Raw genomic sequence first — 19,523 nt, 5'->3', positions numbered from 1 at the left:
TCCTTCACCATTCCGACACTTGGGATCGGCAAACTGCTGGTGTGTCTGGAAAATTGATCGTCTCGGTCTCGGGGATCGGTGAACGCACCCTGCCTGACGTCGAGGCGTTCTGCGCGCAAATGGACGCCCGCACGGTACCGGTGTCGTTACTCGTGGCACCCCGCCTGTCCGGCGACTACCGGCTCGACCACGACCCGGGAACCGTCGAGTGGCTGACCACCCGGCGCGCCGGCGGTGACGCCATCGTGCTGCACGGCTACGACGACGCGGTCACGAAGAAGCGCCGCGGCGAGTTCGCGATATTGCGGGCGCACGAGGCCAATCTGCGATTGATGGCCGCCGACCGGGTGCTCGAGCACCTCGGGCTGCGCACCCGGCTGTTCGCGGCGCCCGGCTGGGTGGTGTCGCCGGGCGTCGTGAAAGCGTTGCCGGGCAACGGGTTCCGGTTGCTAGCCGATCTGCACGGGATCACCGATCTGGTCCGTCACACCACCGTGCGCGCCCGAGTGCTCGGCATCGGCGAAGGCTTCCTCACCGAGCCGTGGTGGTGCCGGATGGTGGTGCTGTCCGCCGAACGGATCGCTCGGCGCGGTGGCGTCGTGCGCGTTGCCGTCGCGGCGCGTCACCTACGGAAACCCGGGCCGCTGCAGGCCATGGTGGACGCGGTCGACCTGGCGTTGATGCACGGCTGCGCCCCCAGCGTGTACCGCTGGGATCAGGCCAGGGCCGTGCTCGACGCCGCCTGAGGCAGCGACCGCCTGACCTGCTCGTCGGGGCATTACCCTGGTCCGACATGAGCGATTCTTCGGTTGCGGGGTTCGGCGCTGATGCCATCGTCGTCGGGGCGGGCCTGGCCGGCCTGGTCGCCGCGTGCGAACTGGTGGATCGCGGCTTGCGGGTGCTCATCGTCGACCAGGAGAACAGCGCCAACCTCGGCGGTCAGGCCTTCTGGTCCTTCGGAGGGCTCTTCTTCGTCGACAGCCCCGAGCAGCGCCGGTTGGGCATCCGCGACAGCCACGAATTGGCGTTGCAGGACTGGCTCGGCACGGCGGCGTTCGACCGGCCCGAGGATTATTGGCCACGCCAATGGGCGCACGCCTACGTCGATTTCGCCGCGGGGGAGAAACGCAGTTGGTTGCGTTCGCGGGGGCTCAAACTGTTCCCGTTGGTGGGCTGGGCGGAACGCGGCGGGTATGGCGCACAGGGACACGGCAATTCGGTTCCCCGCTTCCACATCACCTGGGGAACCGGGCCGGCGCTGGTGGAGATCTTCGCCCGTCAGTTGCGCGACCGCTCATCGGTGCGCTTCGCGCATCGCCATCAGGTCGACGAGTTGATCGTCGAGGGCGAGGCGGTGACCGGCGTGCGGGGCGCCGTGCTGGAGCCCTCCGCCACCCCGCGGGGCGTCGCGTCGTCGCGAAAAGCGTTAGGTCAGTTCGAGTTTCGTGCCGATGCCGTGATCGTCACCAGTGGTGGCATCGGGGCCAATCACGAGCTGGTGCGCAAAAATTGGCCCACACGCATGGGCCGCGTCCCCGAGCAACTGCTCAGCGGGGTGCCGGCCCATGTCGACGGCCGGATGATCGGGATTTCGCAGCGGGCCGGCGCGCGGGTGATCAACCCCGACCGCATGTGGCACTACGTCGAGGGCATCACCAACTACGACCCGATCTGGCCGCTGCACGGCATCCGCATCATCCCCGGCCCGTCGTCGCTGTGGCTGGACGCGAACGGCAACCGGTTGCCGGTGCCGCTGTATCCGGGCTTCGACACGCTGGGCACCTTGGAGTACATCACCAAATCCGGGTTTGATTACACCTGGTTTGTGTTGAACGCCAAGATCATTGAGAAGGAATTCGCGCTCTCCGGGCAGGAACAGAATCCTGACCTGACCGGGCAGAGCATTCGCCAGCTGCTGCGCAACCGGGCCAGCTCCGGGCCGCCGGGACCGGTGCAGGCGTTTGTCGACCGCGGCGTGGACTTCGTCAGCGCGGACTCGTTGCGAGACTTGGTGACTGCGATGAACAAGCTGCCCGATGTGCAGCCGCTGGACTACGCGACGGTCGAGGCCGAGGTCACCGCGCGGGATCGGGAAGTGGCCAACAAGTTCAGCAAGGACGGGCAGATCACGGCGATCCGCGCCGCCCGCAACTATTTGGGTGATCGGCTGGGGCGGGTGGTCGCCCCGCATCGACTGACCGATCCCAAGGCCGGGCCGATGATCGCGGTCAAGCTGCATATCCTGACCCGAAAAACGTTGGGCGGCATCGAAACCGACCTGGCCTCGCGGGTGCTGAAGGCCGACGGCACGCCGTTGAGCGGTCTGTATGCCGCCGGCGAGGTCGCCGGGTTCGGGGGAGGCGGCGTGCACGGCTATCGCGCGCTGGAGGGCACCTTTTTGGGCGGCTGCATCTTCTCCGGGCGCGCCGCCGGGCGCGGCGCCGCCGACGACATCACGTAGCGGGCTGATGTGGCCCGCCGGACCGCGAGCGTCACGCCAGCATGACACGAGCCAATCGCGAACCCGCTAGAACGTGACGGCGTCTTCCTCGGGCAGCACCTGGAAGTCGGTGCTGGTCATCTCCGTCAAGCGTCCGTAGTAGATGCCCCGCGCGTCCGGGGCGATGATCCCCTGATGAATGGGAACGGCCCGCTGGGGGGCCACCGCACGCAGGTAGTCGACCGCCTCGGACACCTTCATCCACGGCGCGGCCGCGGGCGTGGCCAAGACGTCCACCGGCTCGTCGGGCACGAACAGCGCGTCACCGGGGTGCATCAGCCGGGCACGATGGTCGGCGTCGCCCACCAGAAACGAAATGTTTTCTATCACAGGGATTTCGGGGTGGATGACCGCGTGCTTGCCGCCGACGGCGCGCACGGTCAGTTCACCGATCTTCAGCTCGTCGCCGACATGGACCGCCCGGCAGGGCGCGCCCAGTTGCGCGGTGGTCTGCGGGTCGGCGTAGAGCACCGCGTCCGGGTTACCCTCCAGCAGTGCCGGCAGCCGGTTGACGTCGACATGGTCGGGATGCTGATGGGTGATCAAGATGGCGGTCAAGCCGGTGATTCCCTCGAAGCCGTGCGCGAAGGTACCGGGGTCAAAGAGCACGCGGGTGTGGTCGAACTCGGCAAGTAGGCACGAATGGCCGAAATGCGTCAGTTGCATATCTACGATTGTGCCTTGATGGACACGCTGCCGATACGCATGATCCTGGCCACGATGCTGGTCGCCGGCAGCTTCGCGGTCGCCCTGGTTGTCGTCATTCCCGCGCACGCCGAGCCGGAGACGTGCCCGGCGCTGTGCGATCGGATCCCCAACACCGCGTGGATCGATCAGCATGCGGTGCCGCTGGACGCCGTGTATCACTGGCCCGCGCTGGCCGGCCAGGCGGTGCAGACGACCGGTTCGGCGCCCGCGCCGCGTTTCCGGTTCGAGGAGCTGTGCGCGGCGCCGGCGATACCGCAGGACTCTCGTGAGTCGGCCGTCGCGGCGCGCTCGACGGTTCAGCATCCCGACGGGCAGTGGCAACTGCAGGCCCAGATCTTGCACTGGCGTGGTGACACGGCCCGCGGCGGCGCGACCGCGGTCACGGCGTTCAGCAACGCCGTCGCCGCGCTGCGGGCCTGCCAGCAGCGCGCACCCCAGGAGTCGCCGTCGCTGACCAGCGACGAGACGAACCGGATGGCCGCCGTGATCAGCGGCCCGGTGGTGATGCACACCTATCTGTTCGCCCACCCGGCCAGCAGCACAATCAGCGAGGTCACGCTCTGGTCGACGGCGCCGCCGCAGGCGTCCTGGCCGGCGATGGCGGACGATCCGGTGCTGGGCGCCATGAGCGCGCCGCTGTGCGAGGCCTACATTGGCTCGTGCCCGTGACCCCGAGCTGCGCTTTCGCCGGTAGAGTTGGCGCGGAAACGCCAACTTTTCAGGAGGAGCGCCGGTGGCCCGGGTGATCGTAAGCGTGATGCCCAAAGCGGAGATTCTCGACCCGCAGGGTCAGGCGATTGTCGGCGCGCTGGGTCGGCTCGGACATCCGGGAATCTCGGAAGTGCGGCAAGGCAAACGCTTTGAGCTCGAAGTCGACGACAGCGTCGATGATTCGGCGCTCGCCGAGATCGCCGAATCGCTGCTGGCGAACACGGTGATCGAGGACTGGTCCATCAGCCGGGAGACACCGTGACGGCACGCATCGGGATCATCACCTTTCCCGGCACGCTCGACGACGTGGACGCCGCCCGCGCGGCGCGCCGCGTCGGGGCCGAGCCGGTCAGCCTCTGGCACGCCGACGCCGATCTCAAGGGCGTCGACGCCGTGGTGGTGCCCGGCGGCTTCTCCTACGGTGACTACCTGCGGGCCGGTGCGATCGCCAGGTTCGCCCCGGTGATGACCGAGGTGGTGGCGGCCGCCCGGGGCGGCATGCCGGTGTTGGGCATCTGCAACGGTTTTCAGGTGCTCTGCGAGGCGGGACTGCTACCCGGTGCCCTGACGCGCAATGTGGGTCTGCACTTCATCTGTCGCGACGTGTGGCTGCGGGTGGCCTCGACCTCGACGGCGTGGACGTCGCGCTTCGAGCCGGACGCGGATCTGCTGGTCCCGCTGAAATCCGGCGAGGGGCGTTACGTGGCGCCCGCCGAGGTGATCGAGGAGCTCGAGGGCGAGGGGCGGGTGGTGTTCCGCTACCACGAGAACGCCAACGGCTCGCTGCACGACATCGCCGGGGTGAGCTCCGCCAACGGCCGCGTGGTGGGTCTGATGCCGCATCCCGAGCACGCCATCGAAGCGCTGACCGGGCCGTCGGATGACGGCCTGGGCCTGTTCTATTCGGTGCTGGACGGCGTGCTCGCGGGCTGAGCGGAAACCCCTGCGGCGTCGCGTAATTCGGCAAAGGACGCGCCGATGGCGTCGGTGGCCTCGTGCGGGTCGTTGAAAGTCCGGTCGTCGGTGAGCACCGCGATGCCGAGTCGGTCGACATAACTCCACACGGTGATGTTGACCGGGGCGCCGGGGGACAGCACGCCGGTGGAGTAGATCTCGCTGACGGCCGCGCCGCCGAAGTGGCCCCGTTCGCGCGGGCCCACGACGCTGGACACCGCGACGTTCATCAGCTTGTTCGGCGCGTCGCGCAGGCCCAGCCATCGGAACGCGGCGGGGGCGAAGGCGCTCGGCAGGTAGGCCATCATTTTCCCGTAGAGCTCCGGGCCCAGGACTTCGTGGTCCTCCTTGGCGATCCTGGTGGCCAGGGCGACCAGGCGGGCCCGTTCCACGGCGTCGTCGACGTGGACCGGCAACGAGATCATCAGCCCGCTGATCTCGTTGCCGGTGATCCGGTCCGACTTGTCGGTGGCCGTCGGGACCGAGGCGATGATCGGCCGATCGGCCGCGCCGTCATAGGCCAGCAACAGCGTTCGCAACCCCCCGGCCGCCATCGCCAGCACGACGTCGTTCACCGTGATGCCCAAGGCTTTTGCCGTCGCCTTGACCTCGGGCAGCGACAACGAGGTGCTGGCGAACCAGCGCCGCGGCGAGACGACATGGTTGAGGAAGGTCGGCGGTGCGTCGAACGCGTCGGCCAGGTCGGGGTGATCGCCGCGCTCGCGGGACCGGCGGCGCACCCGCATCATCCCGACGGCCGCGTCCTTGAGTAGCCCGGGCAGCTCGCCGATCTGCCGGACATGGTCGCGCGCCGCCGCGCGCAACAGGTCGGCGTTGGACATCGTGACGCCGGCTTCGTCGTTGTCGCGCTCATCGGTGCGCCCGTCGCGCAGGTCCATCGCGCGGGCCAGCAGGTTGACCGAGGCGACGCCGTCGGCCAGCGCGTGATGGACCTTGCCGACCAAGGCGAACCGCCCACCGGCCAGCCCCTCGGCGAAATGGAACTCCCACAGCGGGCGGCTGCGGTCCAGCGGAACCGACGCCACCTCGCCGATCACCTGGTCGAGCTCGCGGCGCCCCCCCGGGGCGGGCACCCGCACTCGGCGCAGGTGGTAGTCCAGGTCGACCTCGCAATTTTCCTGCCACATCGGGTGATGCAGATGCCAGGGGATGTCAACGAGCTTGTAGCGCAACGGTTCCAGCAGATGGAGCCGGCGACGCACGTGGCGGCGGAAGGCGTCGAATCCGAACTCGCCGTCCACGTCCGCGGGGTCGATGACAGCCACCTTCAGGGTGTGCGTGTGCAGGTTGGGCGTCTCGCTGTAGAGCAGCATCGCGTCCATACCGTTGAGTCGTTTCACAGGTCACCTCCCCGTGCCGACGCATCCCGGCGAAACGCCCCGGTCATCGTCAGCCCAGGATCGGGAACCGGCGCTGCTCGGCCAGCCGCTGCAGCGCGGCCTCCATGACGGCGCGCACGTGGGTGTCGACTTCGTCGACGTCGGGGTCTTCGCCGAATTGGGCGGTGATGTCGATCGGCTCGAGAACCTCGGTGACGACCTTTGCCGGCAGGGGCACGTTGGGCGGGAAGATCACGCTCAGCCCGAACGGGAAGCCGACGCTGATCGGCAGGATGTCCATCCGGGCCTTGGTCAGCCCCAGCTTGCGGGCCAGCCAGTTGCCGCGGGTCAAGAACAGCTGGGTCTCCTGGGCGCCGATCGAGACCGTCGGCACGATGGGCACTCCGGCTTCGATGGCGGTCCGCACGTATCCGGTGCGGCCATTGAAGTCGATCGTGTTCGCGCTGAAGGTCGGCCGGTAGGAGTCGTAGTCGCCACCCGGGAACACCAGCACCACCGCGCCGGAATGCAGTGCGGTGGCGGCGTTTTCGCGGCTGGCCTCGATCACCCCGAGGCGGCGGAGCCAGCCGTCCAAGGGGCCGATGAACAGGCCGTAGTGGCCCAGGGTGTAGACCGGCCGGTCGTAGCCGAAGCGTTCGTAGAAGGCGGGGGAGAAGATCAACACGTCCGGGGTCAGCATGCCGCCCGAGTGATTGGACACCACCAGGGCTCCGCCCGAGGGCGGGATGTTGTCGATGTTGCGCACCTCGGCGCGGTAATACCGTTTGATGGCCGGCCCGAGCACTTTGGTGACCTGTTCGGTGAAGGCCGGATCCCATTTGGCGGTTTCCTGGTTGTCCGCCGCCTCCACACCGTTGCCCGTCATGGCTCCCCGCTGTCCGTACTGCGCTCTTTGCTATTTGTTGCCGGTGTGACGCCGGTCTCAAACCTGGACCCCTGGCTAGCATATGCTACTCTCCATTTAGGAGAATGTCATATCCGTTTGCTGGGGGGCAAGCGAGCAGTGGGGGAGCATGTCCGAAAAGGTTCTGGTTACTGGGGGTTTCGGCCTGGTCGGGTCCCAGACGGTGCGGCGGCTGGTTGCCGACGGCCATCGGGTCGTCGCGACCGACCTCGGCACCGCCGCCCAGCGCAAGGCCGCGAAGTCGCTGCCGGCCGGCGCCGAGGCGCACTGGGCGGATCTGACCGACCCGGGTCAGGTTGATCGGCTGCTCGCCGCGACGTCGCCCACGGCCATCGTTCACCTGGCCGCGGTGATCCCGCCGGTGATCTATCGCCAGCCCGCGTTGGGGCGCCGCGTCAACGTCGACGCGACCGTCGCATTGCTGAGCGCGGCGCAATCGCGGTCGCATCCGGTGCGGTTCATTCAGGCGTCGAGCAACGCCGTGTACGGCGCGCGCAACCCCCACCGCCATCGCGAGCTGTTACGTCCGGACTCCCCGATGAAGCCGGCCGACCTCTACGGTGCCCACAAGGCCGAAGCCGAACGGCACATCCGATCCGCGGATCTCGAGTGGGTCATCTTGCGCCTGGCCGGGGTGATGAGCGTGGAGCCGGACGCGATGCCGTTCAGCGTCGACGCGTTGTACTTCGAAAGCGCCCTGCCGACCGATGGTCGCATCCACACCGTCGACGTGCGCGACGTCGCGCGCGCGTTCGCGGCGGCGGTGACCGCCGACGTCGCCGGTGAGACGCTGCTGATCGCCGGTGACGAGTCGCATCGGCTTCGCCAGGGGGAGGTCGGCAAGGCGCTGGCGGCCGCGCGGGGTCTGGTCGACGTCTTGCCCGGGGGCCGCCCGGGCGATCCGGACAGCGACGACGACTGGTTTGTCACGGACTGGATGGATACCGATCGCTCCCAACAGGTTCTGCAATTCCAGCACCACTCGTGGCCGGACATGCTCACCGAGATGCGAGCCACCGCGGGGTGGCGGCGCTACCCGATGCGGGTGATTTCGCCGCTGGCGCGGCGATTCCTGAAAAGTCGTGCGGCCTACCGCAATACGCCGGGACGCTACGCCGACCCGTGGGGCGCGATACGCGCCAAGTTGGGCGAGCCGCGCCCGGATGCCCCGTCGGTTGAGTAGCTCGCCCGGCCTTCAGCCGGCGTCGCGCAACCACGACCGTTCGATGGACGGCAACTCGGCGGTGGGGCTCAGCTCCTCGAAGAGCTCGGTGGCGTCCGCGATGGTCCGGTCGACGAACGACGCGAAATCGTTGAACGAGACGTCGTTTCGGACCCATTGCGACTTGCGGGCCACCACGCCGATGCGCTGCGGATCCGACGAGCCGTGCACGATCGCGGTGACGTGACGGTTAAGACGGTTCCACCTGTCGGCGAAGTACGTCAGCCAGGGGCGGTCGGCCGCCGGGAAGTAGCACCCGGGGCTGACGCGGATGATCAGCACGTCGTCATGCGCCGGCGAAACCTCGAAGTGGATGTGCAGGCGCCGCGGAGCGCTGGTGACGAAGAAGTATTCGCCGTCGTGGTGGCCGCGAAAATAGCGTCGACCGCGGGTGCGCAGGTAACGCTCGACCAGGTTCGCGCACAGCTGCTCATTCGTCATGAATAAATGTTGCGGCCGATGGCTTTGCAGAGGCTGGGAGCCAGGCGATGCGGTAGGAAAGAATTCGTTGAGAATTCGCTGAGTGGCCGTCACGCCCGCCGTTCCAAGATGCCGGCGCCGGGGCCGGGCACCGTGCGCGGCAACGTGACCGAGAACCGGTATCGCTCGGGGCGGTAGTGGAATTCGACCACCTCGAGGGGCTTGTCGTCATGGCCGTAGCTGGTGCGTTCGAGGACCAGCACGGGAGAACCGAGCGGCAGGTTCAGGGCGCCGGCCACCTCCAGCGATGCGCCGGCCGCATGAATCTCATAGTTGGCCCGCGCGATGGGGACCTCGAGTCGGCGCTCCCACATGGTGTAGGTGCTTTCCATGGCCTGCGCGGTCTGCTCCTCGATCGCGCTCTTCAGCAGCGGTTGCACGGCCTCGCCCAATCCGGTTGGCAGGTAAGCGATCATCAGGGCCAGCGGCTGCTCACCGTCGCGGAAGCGCCGGTGGACACAGAGGACTTTGGACAGGCCGAGTATTTCGGCGATTCGCTGCGGCGCATCTTCGACGCGGTGCGACAACACGTCGACGTTCGGCGTGATGCCGGAGCCGGCCAATACCTCGGTAATGGTGCGCACCCCGGGGCCAAGTTCTTGTTTGACCGGGTTGGCGACGAAGGTGCCCAGGCCCTGCTTTCGTACCAGCCATCCCTGACGTTCGAGCAGCCCGACCGCCGCGCGCACGGTCACCCGGCTCACCCGGGTGCGATCGATGAGCTCTCGCTCGGTGGGCAATCGCGCGCCGCGGGGCAGGCGCTGTTTGACGATCGCGGCCTTGAGGGCCTCGGCGAGTTGGGTGCTGGCCGGGACGCTGCCGCGGGATATCCGGAGGTCGGCGACGTCGAGATCCAGCTCATCGGGGGCCACGAGATGTATTAAAACGTTTCATTGGCCGGCCGTAAAGCGAGCTCGCCGGTGTCCGTGCCCTCGTCGTCTATCCGCTCAGCGGATTACCCTGACACCGAACGGGTTTCGCGCGTCGGTAGCCGGCGAAGGGCGGGGACGGCTGCGCACAGGCCAGGAGGATGAGACGTGTCGATCACAGTGGAACGGTTCGACCACATTGTCGTGAATTGCCGCGACGTCGACGCCACCGCCGCGTGGTATGAGCGGGTGTTGGGCATGCGGCGCGAGACGTTCGGGCCGTCGCGCAGGACGGCGCTGCGCTTCGGGGACCAGAAGATCAATCTGCGACCGGTCGGGGCGTCGGCCGACGACCCCGATTGGTTCACCGGGTCCGTCGAGGCGGCCGGTTCCGAAGACCTGTGCTTTATCACCCGGGCCAGCCCGGGTGACGTCCGCGCCCATCTCGCCGCGTGTGGCGTGGCGGTGATCGCCGGGCCGGTGACCAAAGTGGGAGCCCTGGGCGAGATGACCTCGCACTACTGCCGTGACGTCGACGGGAACCTGATCGAGATCGCCGTTTACTGAGGATCGGCCAGCGGATACAGCGCGGGAAGGTTGATCACGACGGCTTCCTGGGTGCTGCGCGCGATCACCACCTCGGCGGTGGTGTCGGGGTCGGGGTTTTCCTCCCGGTGGGGCAGAAACGGCGGGATGAAGACGTAGTCGCCGGGTGCGGTGGCGATGCGGACCTCGCCGGTGCCGTCGTGAAACACGAACTCCGGGTTGCCGCTTCGCACATAGATGGCGGTTTCCGAATCACCGTGATGGTGGTTGTCCGAAGCCGATCGCGGCGATGCGTGCGTCTCGCCCATCCAGAGTTTCTCGGCGCCGACTGACCGGCCGGACAGGGCCGCGAAGCGCCGCAGCCCCTCGGACTGTGCGGTGTCGGAGCTGATCTCGGACGCCTTGATGTGGCGCACCCGGTTGCGTGGGACCGGTGTCGCCGTGTCGTCGAAGTCTGGGTGGAATCCGTCTGTGGTGGCCATCGGTCAATTATCGTCCGGACGTGAGCCGCTCGGCGAGCTCGCGTATGTCGCCGACGACGATGTTCGGCTGCGGCACGCCGTCCACCGGCAGCGGTGCGTTGCCGCGCCGCGTGATCAGAGCCCCACCGAAGCCGACACTCTGCGCACCGATGGTGTCCCAGACGTGGGCGGCCACCATCATGCAGTCGGCCGGGGCCACGCCGATCGTGTCGCACGCGTACCGGTACACGGCGGGTGAGGGCTTGAACACGCTGCGCGCATCGACGCTCAGCTGGCGTTCGAAATAGCCCGCCAGCCCGGAACTTTGCAGTGCCGTCGGGCCATCCGGATTGGGTGGCGAATTGGTCAGCGTGACTAGACGAAAACCGTTGTCGCGCAGCGCGGCGAGCCCCTCGGCGGCATCGGGATGCGCCGGCATGCTCAGCAGTGCGGTCTTCAGGCGATCCACGTCGTCGTCGGTGACGTCCACTCGATGGATGTCGCCCAGCATCCGCAGCGCCCCCTGGGCGAGCACCGGAAACGTCACGTAGTTGTCGGCCAGCGTGAGGGCCATCGAGTACATGATCAACTGCGCGAACCAGTCGCGCAGCACGCCTTCATCGCCGAACAGCTCACCGAAAAGCGGTGCGATCGACTCGATATCGAGCAGCGTCTCGTTGACGTCGAAGATCAGGACGGACGGTTTCGGCATGCTAGGACTCGGCTTTCCTGGGGGAGGGAACGTCAGGCCGCAGATAGCCCGCCAGACATAGACAGATCAGCACCATTCCGGCTATCGGCCACCGCAGCGCGAGGGCGGCCGCCGCGGCGAAGACGCCGATGGTGAGAAACGATCTCATCCGCAACAGTCGGCGCATCCGCTCGGTGAGGTCTTCGTGCGCGGGCCGATCGACCACTTCTTGACACAGCGCCAGATAGGTGACGTTAACCAGCACGAACACCGACGCGTACAGCGTCACGGGAGCGGCGGCCAACCGGCTGTCGGCGATCCACTCCGTCGTGATCGGAATCAACGACACCGAGAACAGATGCGCAAAGTTCGACCACACCAGTCGCGGTGTCGCAACCTCGGCGTAGCCGAACAAGTGATGATGGTTCACCCACACGATCGCGATGAACACATAACTGACCACGTAACTCAGGCCGGTGGGCCACTCCGGCAGCAAGGCGCTGAACGTGTAGGCCTTCGGCGGTTTGAGCTCCAGGACCAGGATCGTGATGAGTACGGCGAACACGCCATCGGAGAATGCTCCCACCCGATCGGGACTGGTTTTCCGCGTGGTCACTGCGCCTCCTCAGGCGTGGTGGTTTCGTTCCTGCAGCACCCAGGTATTTCCGTCGGGATCACGAAAGTCCGCGAAACTGGCGTAATCCGCTCGATCCGGATCGATGCCCGGAACAAAAGCGCCGCGCCACCCGCCCTCGGTGTCCTGGTGGCGGATCTGGCTGACATTGACTCCGCGGCCGGTCAATTCGGCGCGGCATTCCTCGATATCGCTCACCACCAGGTACAGGTTTCGCATCGATCCGGGTGCCGCATCGGTCAGGCCCACTCCGAATTGAATTGAGGTGCCGGAGCCCTCGGGTGTCAGCTGGATGACTCGAAACCCGGGCGCGGGCGCGTAATCGACGTCGAGGGCGAAGCCGATGTGGTCGCGATAGAACCGCAGCGATCGATCGGGGTCGACGACCGGCAGGATGACGACTTCGAGGGACGCCCTCATGACGCACTCCCGGTCGCCGCGTTCTTCCCCAAGATCTCATCCGTGTCGAGCCCGCGGTCCACCCCGTGCGGGATCACGGTTTGCCCGGGTTCGAGCTGGAGTTGCTTGCCGTCGAGGTAGACGTCGATTTTGTCCGGTTCGAAGGAAACCAGGTTGCGGACCCGCACCACCTCGGTCCAAGCATCGACGTAGGACCACGCCGCGCGCTGGCGCTCGCCGATGTCGTAGTAGGAGCAGATCCCCTTGTAGGGGCAAAACGTCTGGATATCAACGAGTTTGAGTGCGGACTCATCGGTGTCTTCGCGCGGCACGTACCATCTCGGCGCAAACCCCGATTCGTACAGCGCCAGCGGGCGGTGGCTGTCCGCGATCACCCGGTCGCCGTCGCGCACGACGAGATGGCGTGCCGTCGAACGGATGTCGATGCGATGGTACGCGTCCGCGGCATGCCCGACGATCCGTTCCTCTTCTTCGTAGAAGGCATCCATCGCACGCCAGGCAAACGCCACCCGGCCGTCGAGGATTCTCGCGTGCGACCCGAGTGCGACGTGTTGCCAGGCGGCGTGATTGACCTCTCGGTCGGCGACTTTGACGCTGAACCACTGTGTCTCGCCGAGGTCGCGGTGTTGGGTGATCCGATCCTCGGCGACCAGAATTCCGGCCTCGATCTCGTCGCGCGAAAAGTAGGCGACGGGGTAGCGGCCCGGCTCATGCAACAGGACCACGTCTTCGCTGTCGACTATCCACGTGTCCGCGAACCGGACTTTCATCCGTCGCCGTAGCGGCTCGGCGAAGAGCAGCCGTTCGGGCAGCGGCTGCTCTGTCAGGAAATGTCCCACCGATCCGGTCGCAAGCGGACCCTGCTGCCATGCCAGCCCCATCGTCGTGTCCCTTCATCGTGAAACCCGCGGTCGCGTCACTGCATGACGACGACCATCTTTCCGTCGGCTTCGCCCGCCTCCATCACCCGGTGCGCTTCGCGGATCTGGTCGAAAGAAAAGATGCGCGAAGGCTCTGCGTCCAGATCGCCGTCGGCGACCTGGCGGGCGATGTCTTGCAGCGGTACGTCCGAGAGCGGGAAGCCGGGAGTCCCAAAGACGAAGCTGCCGAAGAAGTTCCAATTCACGCCGCTGGCCATGCGCAGCAGCGGGTTGAAGTCGCCGATCGGATCGAGTCCCCCCAGCCATCCGGCCAGGCATGCCGTGCCGCCGCGACGCAGCATGTCGAGGGAGTCGAGGATGGTGCTGTTGCCCACGAGATCCAGCACCGCGTCAATCCGTTTGCTTTCGGCGATGTGAGCGGCGAGGTCGCGCCGCTCCACTTCCACGCGCGAAGCGCCCAGCTCCTGCAGCATCGGGATGCGGTGGCTGCTTCGCGCGGTGGCGATGACCCGCGCGCCGGCGGCCACGGCCATCTTGAGTGCGGCCTGGCCGAAGGATGAGGTCGCACCGCGCAACACCAGGGTCTGCCCGGATTTCAGGTTGAGGTTGCGGAACAGGCATGTCCAGGCGACGGCGTAGGTCTCGGGCAGCGCGGCCAATTGCGACCAGGGCAGCTCGGACTCGATGAGGGCGACGTTCGCCGCGCGCACGCGTGTGTATTCGGCATAGCTGCCGTTGATGCTCCGTCCGAGGCCGCCCATGAGCGCGGCCACCTTGGCGCCGACGGGGAACTCGCCTGAAGGACAGGAGTCCACGATGCCGACACATTCGATGCCACTGACCTCCGCGGCCTCGGCCCATTCCCCCCGACGCATGTGGAGTTCGGCGTGATTGATGCCGAAACCCTTTACCGCGATCACGACCTCGCCGTCCTTGGGGAGCGGCTTGGGGATGTCGGTGTAGACCAGGCTGTCCAGACCGCCGAACTTTTCCAGGATGATCGCGCGCATTGTTTCCCCGCCGGGTTGCTCGCGCACTACCGCCGGTGCGGTGGGCAGCCGGGGCGAATCGGTGGCAGCCACTTACCGCCCCTCCCGCAGTTGGAGCAATGCTCGGTCGGTCGACACCGAATGGGCCAACTGACCCAATATTATGTGCGTACCCGCTCACTATGTCCAGGGGCGGCGAAGGAGCGCACATAGTCGACGGCGGCATTGACGGCGGCCCGCAGCGGCTGCGGATCGCCGGTGACGTGGGTGAGCATCGCGCCGCCCTGGTGGGCGGCGACCAAGGAGACGGCCAGATGCCGCGCATCGGCCTCCGGGCGCAGGTCGCCGCGCTCCCGCATCGACTCCAGGCCGGTCCGGAACAGGTCGATCCATTGGTCGTATCCGGCCGCCAGGTCGTCGTGTATTTCGCGGTCGGCCTCGATCAGCTCACCGGCCAAAGACCCGTAGACGCAACCGCCGACGCGGTACACGGCGTCGATGTCGGCCACGCAGGCATCGGCCCACGCCTGCAGGGCATCCAGGCTGTCGAGACCGGCAAACTCCGGCCGGGTGTGGAAGGCCCGAACGTCATTGCGGCGCACATCGACGACGTGGCGGGTGAGGTCGCGCTTGTCGCCGAAGTAGTGGGAGATCTGGGACCCGCCCACCGCGGCGGCCCGCCGTACCTGGTCGATGCTGGTGTTGGCGACGCCCCGCTCGAACATCAGCCGGGCGGCGGCCTCGGTGATGCGTGCGCGCGTCGCCAGCCCCTTGCGGGTGAAGCGCGATGGGTTGCGTTCGGTCACTTCACCGCCCCCGCTGCCAATCGGTCAGCCGGCCCGTCGGGCCGGGGGACGCCCGCGGAATCGGCGCGGCGGACGGGCCGCTCGTTCGGCGGTGTCGGTGGCGAACAGGCGCAGGTAGTTCACCGCGAAGCGAATCGCGTCGGCGTGCGGCCACTCCTGTTGATAGGTGAAGGTCAGCACGCCACCTCCCTGGTGCGCGGTGACGATCACCAGCGCCAGCTGGTGGGGATCGGCGTCGCGAACCAGCAGCCCGTCCTCTTTCATCCGCGCAATTGCCTGTTCCAAGAGGTCAATCCACTGTTGGTAACCGGCGGCCAGCGCGTCGCGCGTGGCGTCGTCTGACTTCGCCAACTGGGCGGTGAGCGCGTGGTAGGTGGGGGTGCCGACGTAACCGATGCGCCGCAGGTAGCGCATGTTGAGGTCGATCCACCGCTCGAAGTCGTCAAAGGAACCCAGGCCGTGAAGTGCGGGCTGGCGGTGAAAGTCCAGGACCACGCCGATCTGACGCCTGATCACCGCGCGAATGAGCGCCGCCTTGTCGGCGAAATAATGGGCGAGCTGTGAGCCGCTGACCGAAGCCGCCCGGCGCACGCTGTCCATGTTGGACGCGGACAAACCGTCGGTGACGATCAGCTGGGCGGCGGCCTGCACGATCCGGTCGCGGGTGGCGCGCCCCTTGGCGGTCAACCGTTGTTCGTCGTGAATATCGGGATGGGCCATCGCGCCAGGCTAACCCGGGAGCGCCCCCATTTATGGGATCTCCAGCCCAGACATCGGGTCAGGGCTGGCCTTGCCCGGCGAGAAAGTTCCGGATCAGCCGGGCGACGTCGTCGCACGCGGACTCGAGCAGAAAGTGTCCGCCGTCGAGCAGATGGATCTCGGCTTCGGGCAGGTCGCCTGCGAACGCCTCGGCACCGGCGGGGCCGAAGATCTCGTCGCCGCGGCCCCAGACCGCCAGCAGCGGCACCCGGCTGGCCCGGAAATAGTCGTGCAAGCGCGGATAGAGGGGCGCATTGGTGGCGTAGTCGCGAAAAAGCTTGAGCTGCACCAAATCATTGCCCGGACGGGAGATCAGCGCGTAGTCGTGCTGCCACGATTCGGGATCGATCAGGGTCTCGTCGGCCACGCCGGTCACATACTGCCAGCGGGTGGCATCCAGGGTGAGGAACTGGCGCACCGCCGCCTCGGTGTCGGCAGTCTGCTCCTGTTGGTATTTGCGCACGACCTGCCAGAAGCTTTCGACGAATCCCGCGTCGTACCCGTTGCCGTTCTGGCTGACGATCGCGGTGGTCGCTGCCGGGTCGCGCAGCGCGAGTCGCCAGCCGATCGGCGCGCCGTAGTCCTGGACGTACATGGCGTACCGGTCGACGCCCAGGGTCCGCAGCAGGTCCGCGGTGAGCTCGGTCAAAGCGTCGAAGGTGTAGTCGAACTCGCCCACCGGTGGGGCGTCGGACAGCCCGAAGCCCAGGTGATCCGGCGCGATGACGTGGTAAGCGTCGGCCAGGGCCGGGATCAGGTGGCGGAACATGTACGAGCTGGTGGGGAAGCCGTGCAGGAGGAGCACCGTGGGAGCGGTCGGGTCTCCCGCCTCGCGGTAGAAGAGCCGATGGCCGTCGACGGTGGCGTAGCGATGGTGAACGGCGGGCATGACGTTTCTCCTGACTCAACGCGTTTCACCGTCGTGCGCCGCGGCGGCGCTCGATGAAATCCACGACACCCAGTTCCGGGGTTCTGGGTTGTATGACCCATTATGCACCACCGCCGCGCCGCGCAACAGCCGGTGCGGCCGACGTATTGCACGTGCCGGCCGGGCTGCCATATTCTGGGCGAACCATCCCAGTTGGGCTCGGTACGAATGCGACCCGGTTCGAGGTGACACTGGTGGGCAAGCTTGTTTCGGTGAACGTGGGCATGCCCAAGAACGTTCAATGGCGGGACAAAACGGTCTATACGGGGATCTGGAAGGTCCCGATCGAGGGGCCGGTCATGGTGCGCCGCCTCAACGTCGACGGCGACGGTCAAGGCGACCTCGCCGGTCATGGGGGCGAGCAACGCGCGGTCATGGTGTACCAGCGCGAGTCCTACGACTTCTGGAAGAGCTACCTGGGGCGCGACGATCTGCGAGCCGGGCACTTCGGTGAAAACTTCACCGTCACCGGGCTCGGCGACGACGACGTCTGCATCGGCGACCGCTATCGCATCGGAGACGCCGAGTTCGAGGTGACCCAGCCGCGCGTCACCTGTTTCCGGGTCGGCCTTCGCCTCGACGAGCCCGACATGCCCAATCTGCTCGTCTCGCAACACCGTCCGGGCTTTTACTTCCGCGTGATCACCGAGGGCCACGTGCGGGCCGGCGACGACATCGTGCGGACCCGCCGGGGCCGTCACGAACTCAGCGTCGCCGACGTGGACGCGCTGCTCTATCTACCCGACCGCGATGTCGAAACGCTGCGCAAAGCCGTCGACATCCCGGCGCTGAGCCCGGGCTGGCAGCAGTCGTTTCACGAGCTGCTGGCGGCGCACGACGGCGCGGCACCCGCGGTGGCGCCGCCCATCGGCGTCGAGCCGGGGTGGAAGGGGTTCCGTCGCCTGCGGGTCACCGAAACATGCTGGGAGAGTCCGGAAGTACTCTCGATCCGGCTGGAAGCCGACGACCGGGCTCCGCTGCCACCGGCGCTGCCCGGCCAGTACCTGACGGTCAAGCTCACCGACGCCGGCGATCCCGCGCCGCTGCGCAGTTATTCGTTGTCGGATGACTCCTCCGCCGGCCATTACCGCATCAGTGTCAAGCGCGAGGACCACGGCGTGGTGAGCCGGTGGCTGCACACCCATATCCAGCCGGGTTCGGTGATCGCGGCGGCCGCTCCGCGCGGCGATTTCTATCTGGCCGAAGACAGCCGACCGGTCGTCCTGTTCTCCGCCGGAATCGGCGCGACGCCGGTCCTGGCGATGCTGCATGCCCTGTCCGCGGCCGCCGGTCCGCGCGACATCTGGTGGTTACACACCACTCGCAGCCGCGAAACCCACGTGTTCGCAGCCGAAGTCGACGCGCTGATCAAATCGCTACCGCGCGCCCGGCAGCGGGTCTTTTACACCGAAACGCAGGGCCGGCTGCGCGCAGAGACCATCGCGAAGCTGGGCCTGCCGACCGACGCCGCCGTTTACCTCTGCGGCCCAACCCAATTCATGGCAGATATGCGAGATGCCCTGGTGGACACCGGATTCGACGCGTCCCGGATTCACAGCGAGCTGTTCGGCGCGCTGCCCGCGATCAACCCGGGAGTTGTCGAGACCGGCGAGCGCACACCGCCCCACCCGCCGCCCGGGGCGCCGGGGCGCGGGCCGGCGATCACCTTCACGCGCAGCGGATTAACCGTCAACTGGTCACCGGCATACCGCAGCATCCTCGACCTCGCCGAGGCCTGCGACGTGCCAACCCGCTTCTCCTGCCGGAGCGGCGTGTGCCACCTGTGCGTCACCGGCGTGGTCGCCGGCACGACCACCTACGTGCAGCAGCCGTTGGAGCCGCCTGGTGAGGGCTCGGTGCTCATCTGCTCTGCGGCACCGGAAACCGACGTGGTGCTCGATCTCTAGCGGAACCCTTACGCGGCAATCGCTCGCTGTCCCCCGGTCGCGTGCAAAACGGCCCCGTTGACGTAGCTGGCCTCGGGGGAGCTGAGGAAGACCACCGCGCTCGCGATCTCATCGGCGGCGGCCGGTCTGCCCAGCGCGGTCGCACTCGCCCCGAGTCCTTCGACCATGCCGGGAATGGTGGCGGCGCCTGGGGTGTGTGTCGGCCCAGCGGCCACTGCGTTGACCCGCACACCGGCTTGGCCGAACTCGTCGGCCCACACTCGTGTCAGCTGTTCCAAACCGGCCTTGGTCGCCCCGTAAATACCCGCGGCTCGCGCCGGGATGGAGGCCGCAACGGTGCTCAGGTTCACCACGGCGCCATGTCCGCGAGCGGCCATGGCGGGCACCAATTGCTGCACCAGGATGTACGGCGCGCGCAGATTGACGTTCACGTGTTCGTCGAAGGTCGCATCGTCGGTGTCCGCGGTGAGGCCGAATTCGTAGATGCCGGCGTTGTTGATCAGGATGTCCACGGGCCCCGCCTCGGTGGCCAGTCGCCGCACGTCGTGCGCATCGTTGAGATCGGCGGCGACGAAACGCGCCTTACCACCGGCGTTTTCGATATCGCTGACGGTCTTGGCGCCGCGTTCGGCGTCGCGGCCCTGCACCACCACCTCGGCGCCGCGTTCCGCAAGCTGCAGTGCGATTTGCCTGCCGATGCCCGATGTCGCGCCGGTCACCAAAGCGGTCGAGCCGGCCAAGGATGTTGCCATCGAAATCCTGCCTCCAGGAGAGAAGTTCAGTTGCTTTCCC

General features: G+C 67.2%; 23 protein-coding genes. 8 read left to right on the top strand and 15 right to left on the bottom strand.

Annotation, left to right across the window (positions count from 1 at the left end; genetic code table 11):
* Positions 1–41: 41 nt before the first annotated feature.
* Together AC5Y5B_RS19390 and AC5Y5B_RS19385 are read left to right on the top strand one after the other, a co-directional pair.
* Positions 42–746 (top strand): DUF2334 domain-containing protein, encoded by a 705-nt coding sequence (locus AC5Y5B_RS19390; protein WP_112633852.1) that lies wholly within the window; start codon positions 42–44, stop codon positions 744–746.
* A 47-nt stretch (positions 747–793) separates the two neighbouring features.
* A complete protein-coding gene (locus AC5Y5B_RS19385; protein WP_112633853.1) occupies positions 794–2,461 on the top strand; it encodes an FAD-binding dehydrogenase in 1,668 nt (555 codons plus the stop codon).
* A gap of 66 nt (positions 2,462–2,527) precedes the next feature.
* On the opposite strand, the gene AC5Y5B_RS19380 is transcribed toward AC5Y5B_RS19385, so the two are convergent.
* Positions 2,528–3,166, bottom strand: a complete 639-nt coding sequence (locus AC5Y5B_RS19380; protein ID WP_112633854.1) for an MBL fold metallo-hydrolase — start codon at positions 3,164–3,166, stop codon at positions 2,528–2,530.
* Between AC5Y5B_RS19380 and AC5Y5B_RS19375 the strand changes: the two genes are divergently transcribed.
* From AC5Y5B_RS19375 to purQ, 3 genes are all read left to right on the top strand, one after another.
* On the top strand, positions 3,143–3,877 hold the full coding sequence (locus tag AC5Y5B_RS19375) for an ATPase (protein WP_205869143.1): 735 nt from the start codon (positions 3,143–3,145) through the stop codon (positions 3,875–3,877). The genes AC5Y5B_RS19380 and AC5Y5B_RS19375 overlap by 24 nt on opposite strands.
* Positions 3,878–3,941: 64 nt before the next feature.
* A complete protein-coding gene (gene purS, locus AC5Y5B_RS19370) occupies positions 3,942–4,181 on the top strand; it encodes a phosphoribosylformylglycinamidine synthase subunit PurS (RefSeq protein ID WP_112633856.1) in 240 nt (79 codons plus the stop codon).
* Positions 4,178–4,852, top strand: a complete 675-nt coding sequence (gene purQ, locus AC5Y5B_RS19365) for a phosphoribosylformylglycinamidine synthase subunit PurQ (RefSeq protein ID WP_112633857.1) — start codon at positions 4,178–4,180, stop codon at positions 4,850–4,852. Before purS ends, purQ begins: the two co-directional genes overlap by 4 nt.
* Here the strand turns inward: purQ and AC5Y5B_RS19360 are convergent.
* Complete coding sequence (locus AC5Y5B_RS19360) at positions 4,819–6,234, bottom strand: WS/DGAT/MGAT family O-acyltransferase (RefSeq protein ID WP_500006146.1); 1,416 nt, start codon at positions 6,232–6,234, stop codon at positions 4,819–4,821. The two genes, purQ and AC5Y5B_RS19360, sit on opposite strands and share 34 nt — an antisense overlap.
* A 49-nt stretch (positions 6,235–6,283) precedes the next feature.
* Complete coding sequence (locus AC5Y5B_RS19355; protein WP_112633859.1) at positions 6,284–7,099, bottom strand: lysophospholipid acyltransferase family protein; 816 nt, start codon at positions 7,097–7,099, stop codon at positions 6,284–6,286.
* Between the two features lie 148 nt (positions 7,100–7,247).
* Here AC5Y5B_RS19355 and AC5Y5B_RS19350 point away from each other — a divergent pair, with 148 nt between their 5' ends.
* Positions 7,248–8,321 carry an NAD-dependent epimerase/dehydratase family protein gene (locus AC5Y5B_RS19350; RefSeq protein WP_500006145.1) on the top strand — a complete coding sequence of 358 codons (1,074 nt, stop codon included), beginning with the start codon at positions 7,248–7,250 and terminating at the stop codon, positions 8,319–8,321.
* Positions 8,322–8,333: 12 nt separating this feature from the next.
* Here AC5Y5B_RS19350 and AC5Y5B_RS19345 read toward each other — a convergent pair whose 3' ends face one another.
* Together AC5Y5B_RS19345 and AC5Y5B_RS19340 are read right to left on the bottom strand one after the other, a co-directional pair.
* Positions 8,334–8,801: a YbjN domain-containing protein gene (locus AC5Y5B_RS19345; RefSeq protein WP_112633861.1), complete on the bottom strand. Its 468-nt coding sequence runs from the start codon at positions 8,799–8,801 to the stop codon at positions 8,334–8,336.
* An 89-nt stretch (positions 8,802–8,890) separates the two neighbouring features.
* Positions 8,891–9,712, bottom strand: coding sequence for an Rv0792c family HTH-type transcriptional regulator (locus AC5Y5B_RS19340; protein ID WP_112633862.1), 822 nt, complete (start codon positions 9,710–9,712; stop codon positions 8,891–8,893).
* Positions 9,713–9,877: 165 nt separating this feature from the next.
* On the opposite strand from AC5Y5B_RS19340, the gene AC5Y5B_RS19335 reads away from it, so the two are divergent.
* Positions 9,878–10,276 carry a VOC family protein gene (locus AC5Y5B_RS19335; RefSeq protein WP_112633863.1) on the top strand — a complete coding sequence of 133 codons (399 nt, stop codon included), beginning with the start codon at positions 9,878–9,880 and terminating at the stop codon, positions 10,274–10,276.
* On the opposite strand, the gene AC5Y5B_RS19330 is transcribed toward AC5Y5B_RS19335, so the two are convergent.
* From AC5Y5B_RS19330 to AC5Y5B_RS19290, 9 genes are all read right to left on the bottom strand, one after another.
* Positions 10,270–10,737, bottom strand: coding sequence for a cupin domain-containing protein (locus AC5Y5B_RS19330; protein WP_112633864.1), 468 nt, complete (start codon positions 10,735–10,737; stop codon positions 10,270–10,272). The two genes, AC5Y5B_RS19335 and AC5Y5B_RS19330, sit on opposite strands and share 7 nt — an antisense overlap.
* A gap of 7 nt (positions 10,738–10,744) precedes the next feature.
* The gene (locus AC5Y5B_RS19325; protein ID WP_112633865.1) at positions 10,745–11,428 is read right to left on the bottom strand and encodes a haloacid dehalogenase type II; all 684 of its coding nucleotides are present in this window, start codon (positions 11,426–11,428) and stop codon (positions 10,745–10,747) included.
* 1 nt (position 11,429) lies between these two features.
* Positions 11,430–11,993, bottom strand: coding sequence for a TMEM175 family protein (locus tag AC5Y5B_RS19320; protein WP_112633878.1), 564 nt, complete (start codon positions 11,991–11,993; stop codon positions 11,430–11,432).
* Positions 11,994–12,032: 39 nt separating this feature from the next.
* Positions 12,033–12,461, bottom strand: a complete 429-nt coding sequence (locus AC5Y5B_RS19315) for a VOC family protein (RefSeq protein WP_112633866.1) — start codon at positions 12,459–12,461, stop codon at positions 12,033–12,035.
* Complete coding sequence (locus AC5Y5B_RS19310) at positions 12,458–13,342, bottom strand: DUF427 domain-containing protein (RefSeq protein WP_112633867.1); 885 nt, start codon at positions 13,340–13,342, stop codon at positions 12,458–12,460. Before AC5Y5B_RS19310 ends, AC5Y5B_RS19315 begins: the two co-directional genes overlap by 4 nt.
* 35 nt (positions 13,343–13,377) lie before the next feature.
* A complete protein-coding gene (locus tag AC5Y5B_RS19305; protein ID WP_112633868.1) occupies positions 13,378–14,424 on the bottom strand; it encodes a zinc-binding alcohol dehydrogenase family protein in 1,047 nt (348 codons plus the stop codon).
* Between the two features lie 68 nt (positions 14,425–14,492).
* Positions 14,493–15,137: a TetR/AcrR family transcriptional regulator gene (locus AC5Y5B_RS19300; RefSeq protein WP_500006144.1), complete on the bottom strand. Its 645-nt coding sequence runs from the start codon at positions 15,135–15,137 to the stop codon at positions 14,493–14,495.
* 24 nt (positions 15,138–15,161) lie between these two features.
* A complete protein-coding gene (locus AC5Y5B_RS19295; RefSeq protein ID WP_240631776.1) occupies positions 15,162–15,857 on the bottom strand; it encodes a TetR/AcrR family transcriptional regulator in 696 nt (231 codons plus the stop codon).
* 58 nt (positions 15,858–15,915) lie between these two features.
* Complete coding sequence (locus AC5Y5B_RS19290; RefSeq protein WP_112633869.1) at positions 15,916–16,785, bottom strand: alpha/beta fold hydrolase; 870 nt, start codon at positions 16,783–16,785, stop codon at positions 15,916–15,918.
* Positions 16,786–17,018: 233 nt separating this feature from the next.
* Here AC5Y5B_RS19290 and AC5Y5B_RS19285 point away from each other — a divergent pair, with 233 nt between their 5' ends.
* Positions 17,019–18,731: an MOSC and FAD-binding oxidoreductase domain-containing protein gene (locus AC5Y5B_RS19285; protein WP_112633879.1), complete on the top strand. Its 1,713-nt coding sequence runs from the start codon at positions 17,019–17,021 to the stop codon at positions 18,729–18,731.
* An 8-nt stretch (positions 18,732–18,739) separates the two neighbouring features.
* Here AC5Y5B_RS19285 and AC5Y5B_RS19280 read toward each other — a convergent pair whose 3' ends face one another.
* The gene (locus tag AC5Y5B_RS19280) at positions 18,740–19,483 is read right to left on the bottom strand and encodes an SDR family NAD(P)-dependent oxidoreductase (protein ID WP_112633870.1); all 744 of its coding nucleotides are present in this window, start codon (positions 19,481–19,483) and stop codon (positions 18,740–18,742) included.
* Positions 19,484–19,523: the final 40 nt, after the last annotated feature.

It is taken from the genome of Mycobacterium sp. NGS33 (assembly GCF_059812885.1).
The sequence above is the reverse complement of the archived record's forward strand: the minus strand, read 5'-3'. Positions and strand labels throughout refer to the sequence as shown.

Coding starts and splice junctions, on each gene's coding strand:
- AC5Y5B_RS19330 (WP_112633864.1), bottom strand. CDS start 10,737: ATGGCCACCACAGACGGATTCCACCCAGACTTCGACGACACGGCGACA.
- AC5Y5B_RS19355 (WP_112633859.1), bottom strand. CDS start 7,099: ATGACGGGCAACGGTGTGGAGGCGGCGGACAACCAGGAAACCGCCAAA.
- AC5Y5B_RS19385 (WP_112633853.1), top strand. CDS start 794: ATGAGCGATTCTTCGGTTGCGGGGTTCGGCGCTGATGCCATCGTCGTC.
- AC5Y5B_RS19380 (WP_112633854.1), bottom strand. CDS start 3,166: ATGCAACTGACGCATTTCGGCCATTCGTGCCTACTTGCCGAGTTCGAC.
- AC5Y5B_RS19310 (WP_112633867.1), bottom strand. CDS start 13,342: ATGGGGCTGGCATGGCAGCAGGGTCCGCTTGCGACCGGATCGGTGGGA.
- AC5Y5B_RS19350 (WP_500006145.1), top strand. CDS start 7,248: ATGTCCGAAAAGGTTCTGGTTACTGGGGGTTTCGGCCTGGTCGGGTCC.
- AC5Y5B_RS19375 (WP_205869143.1), top strand. CDS start 3,143: ATGGCCGAAATGCGTCAGTTGCATATCTACGATTGTGCCTTGATGGAC.
- AC5Y5B_RS19345 (WP_112633861.1), bottom strand. CDS start 8,801: ATGACGAATGAGCAGCTGTGCGCGAACCTGGTCGAGCGTTACCTGCGC.
- AC5Y5B_RS19295 (WP_240631776.1), bottom strand. CDS start 15,857: ATGGCCCATCCCGATATTCACGACGAACAACGGTTGACCGCCAAGGGG.
- AC5Y5B_RS19315 (WP_112633866.1), bottom strand. CDS start 12,461: ATGAGGGCGTCCCTCGAAGTCGTCATCCTGCCGGTCGTCGACCCCGAT.
- AC5Y5B_RS19290 (WP_112633869.1), bottom strand. CDS start 16,785: ATGCCCGCCGTTCACCATCGCTACGCCACCGTCGACGGCCATCGGCTC.
- AC5Y5B_RS19325 (WP_112633865.1), bottom strand. CDS start 11,428: ATGCCGAAACCGTCCGTCCTGATCTTCGACGTCAACGAGACGCTGCTC.
- AC5Y5B_RS19280 (WP_112633870.1), bottom strand. CDS start 19,483: ATGGCAACATCCTTGGCCGGCTCGACCGCTTTGGTGACCGGCGCGACA.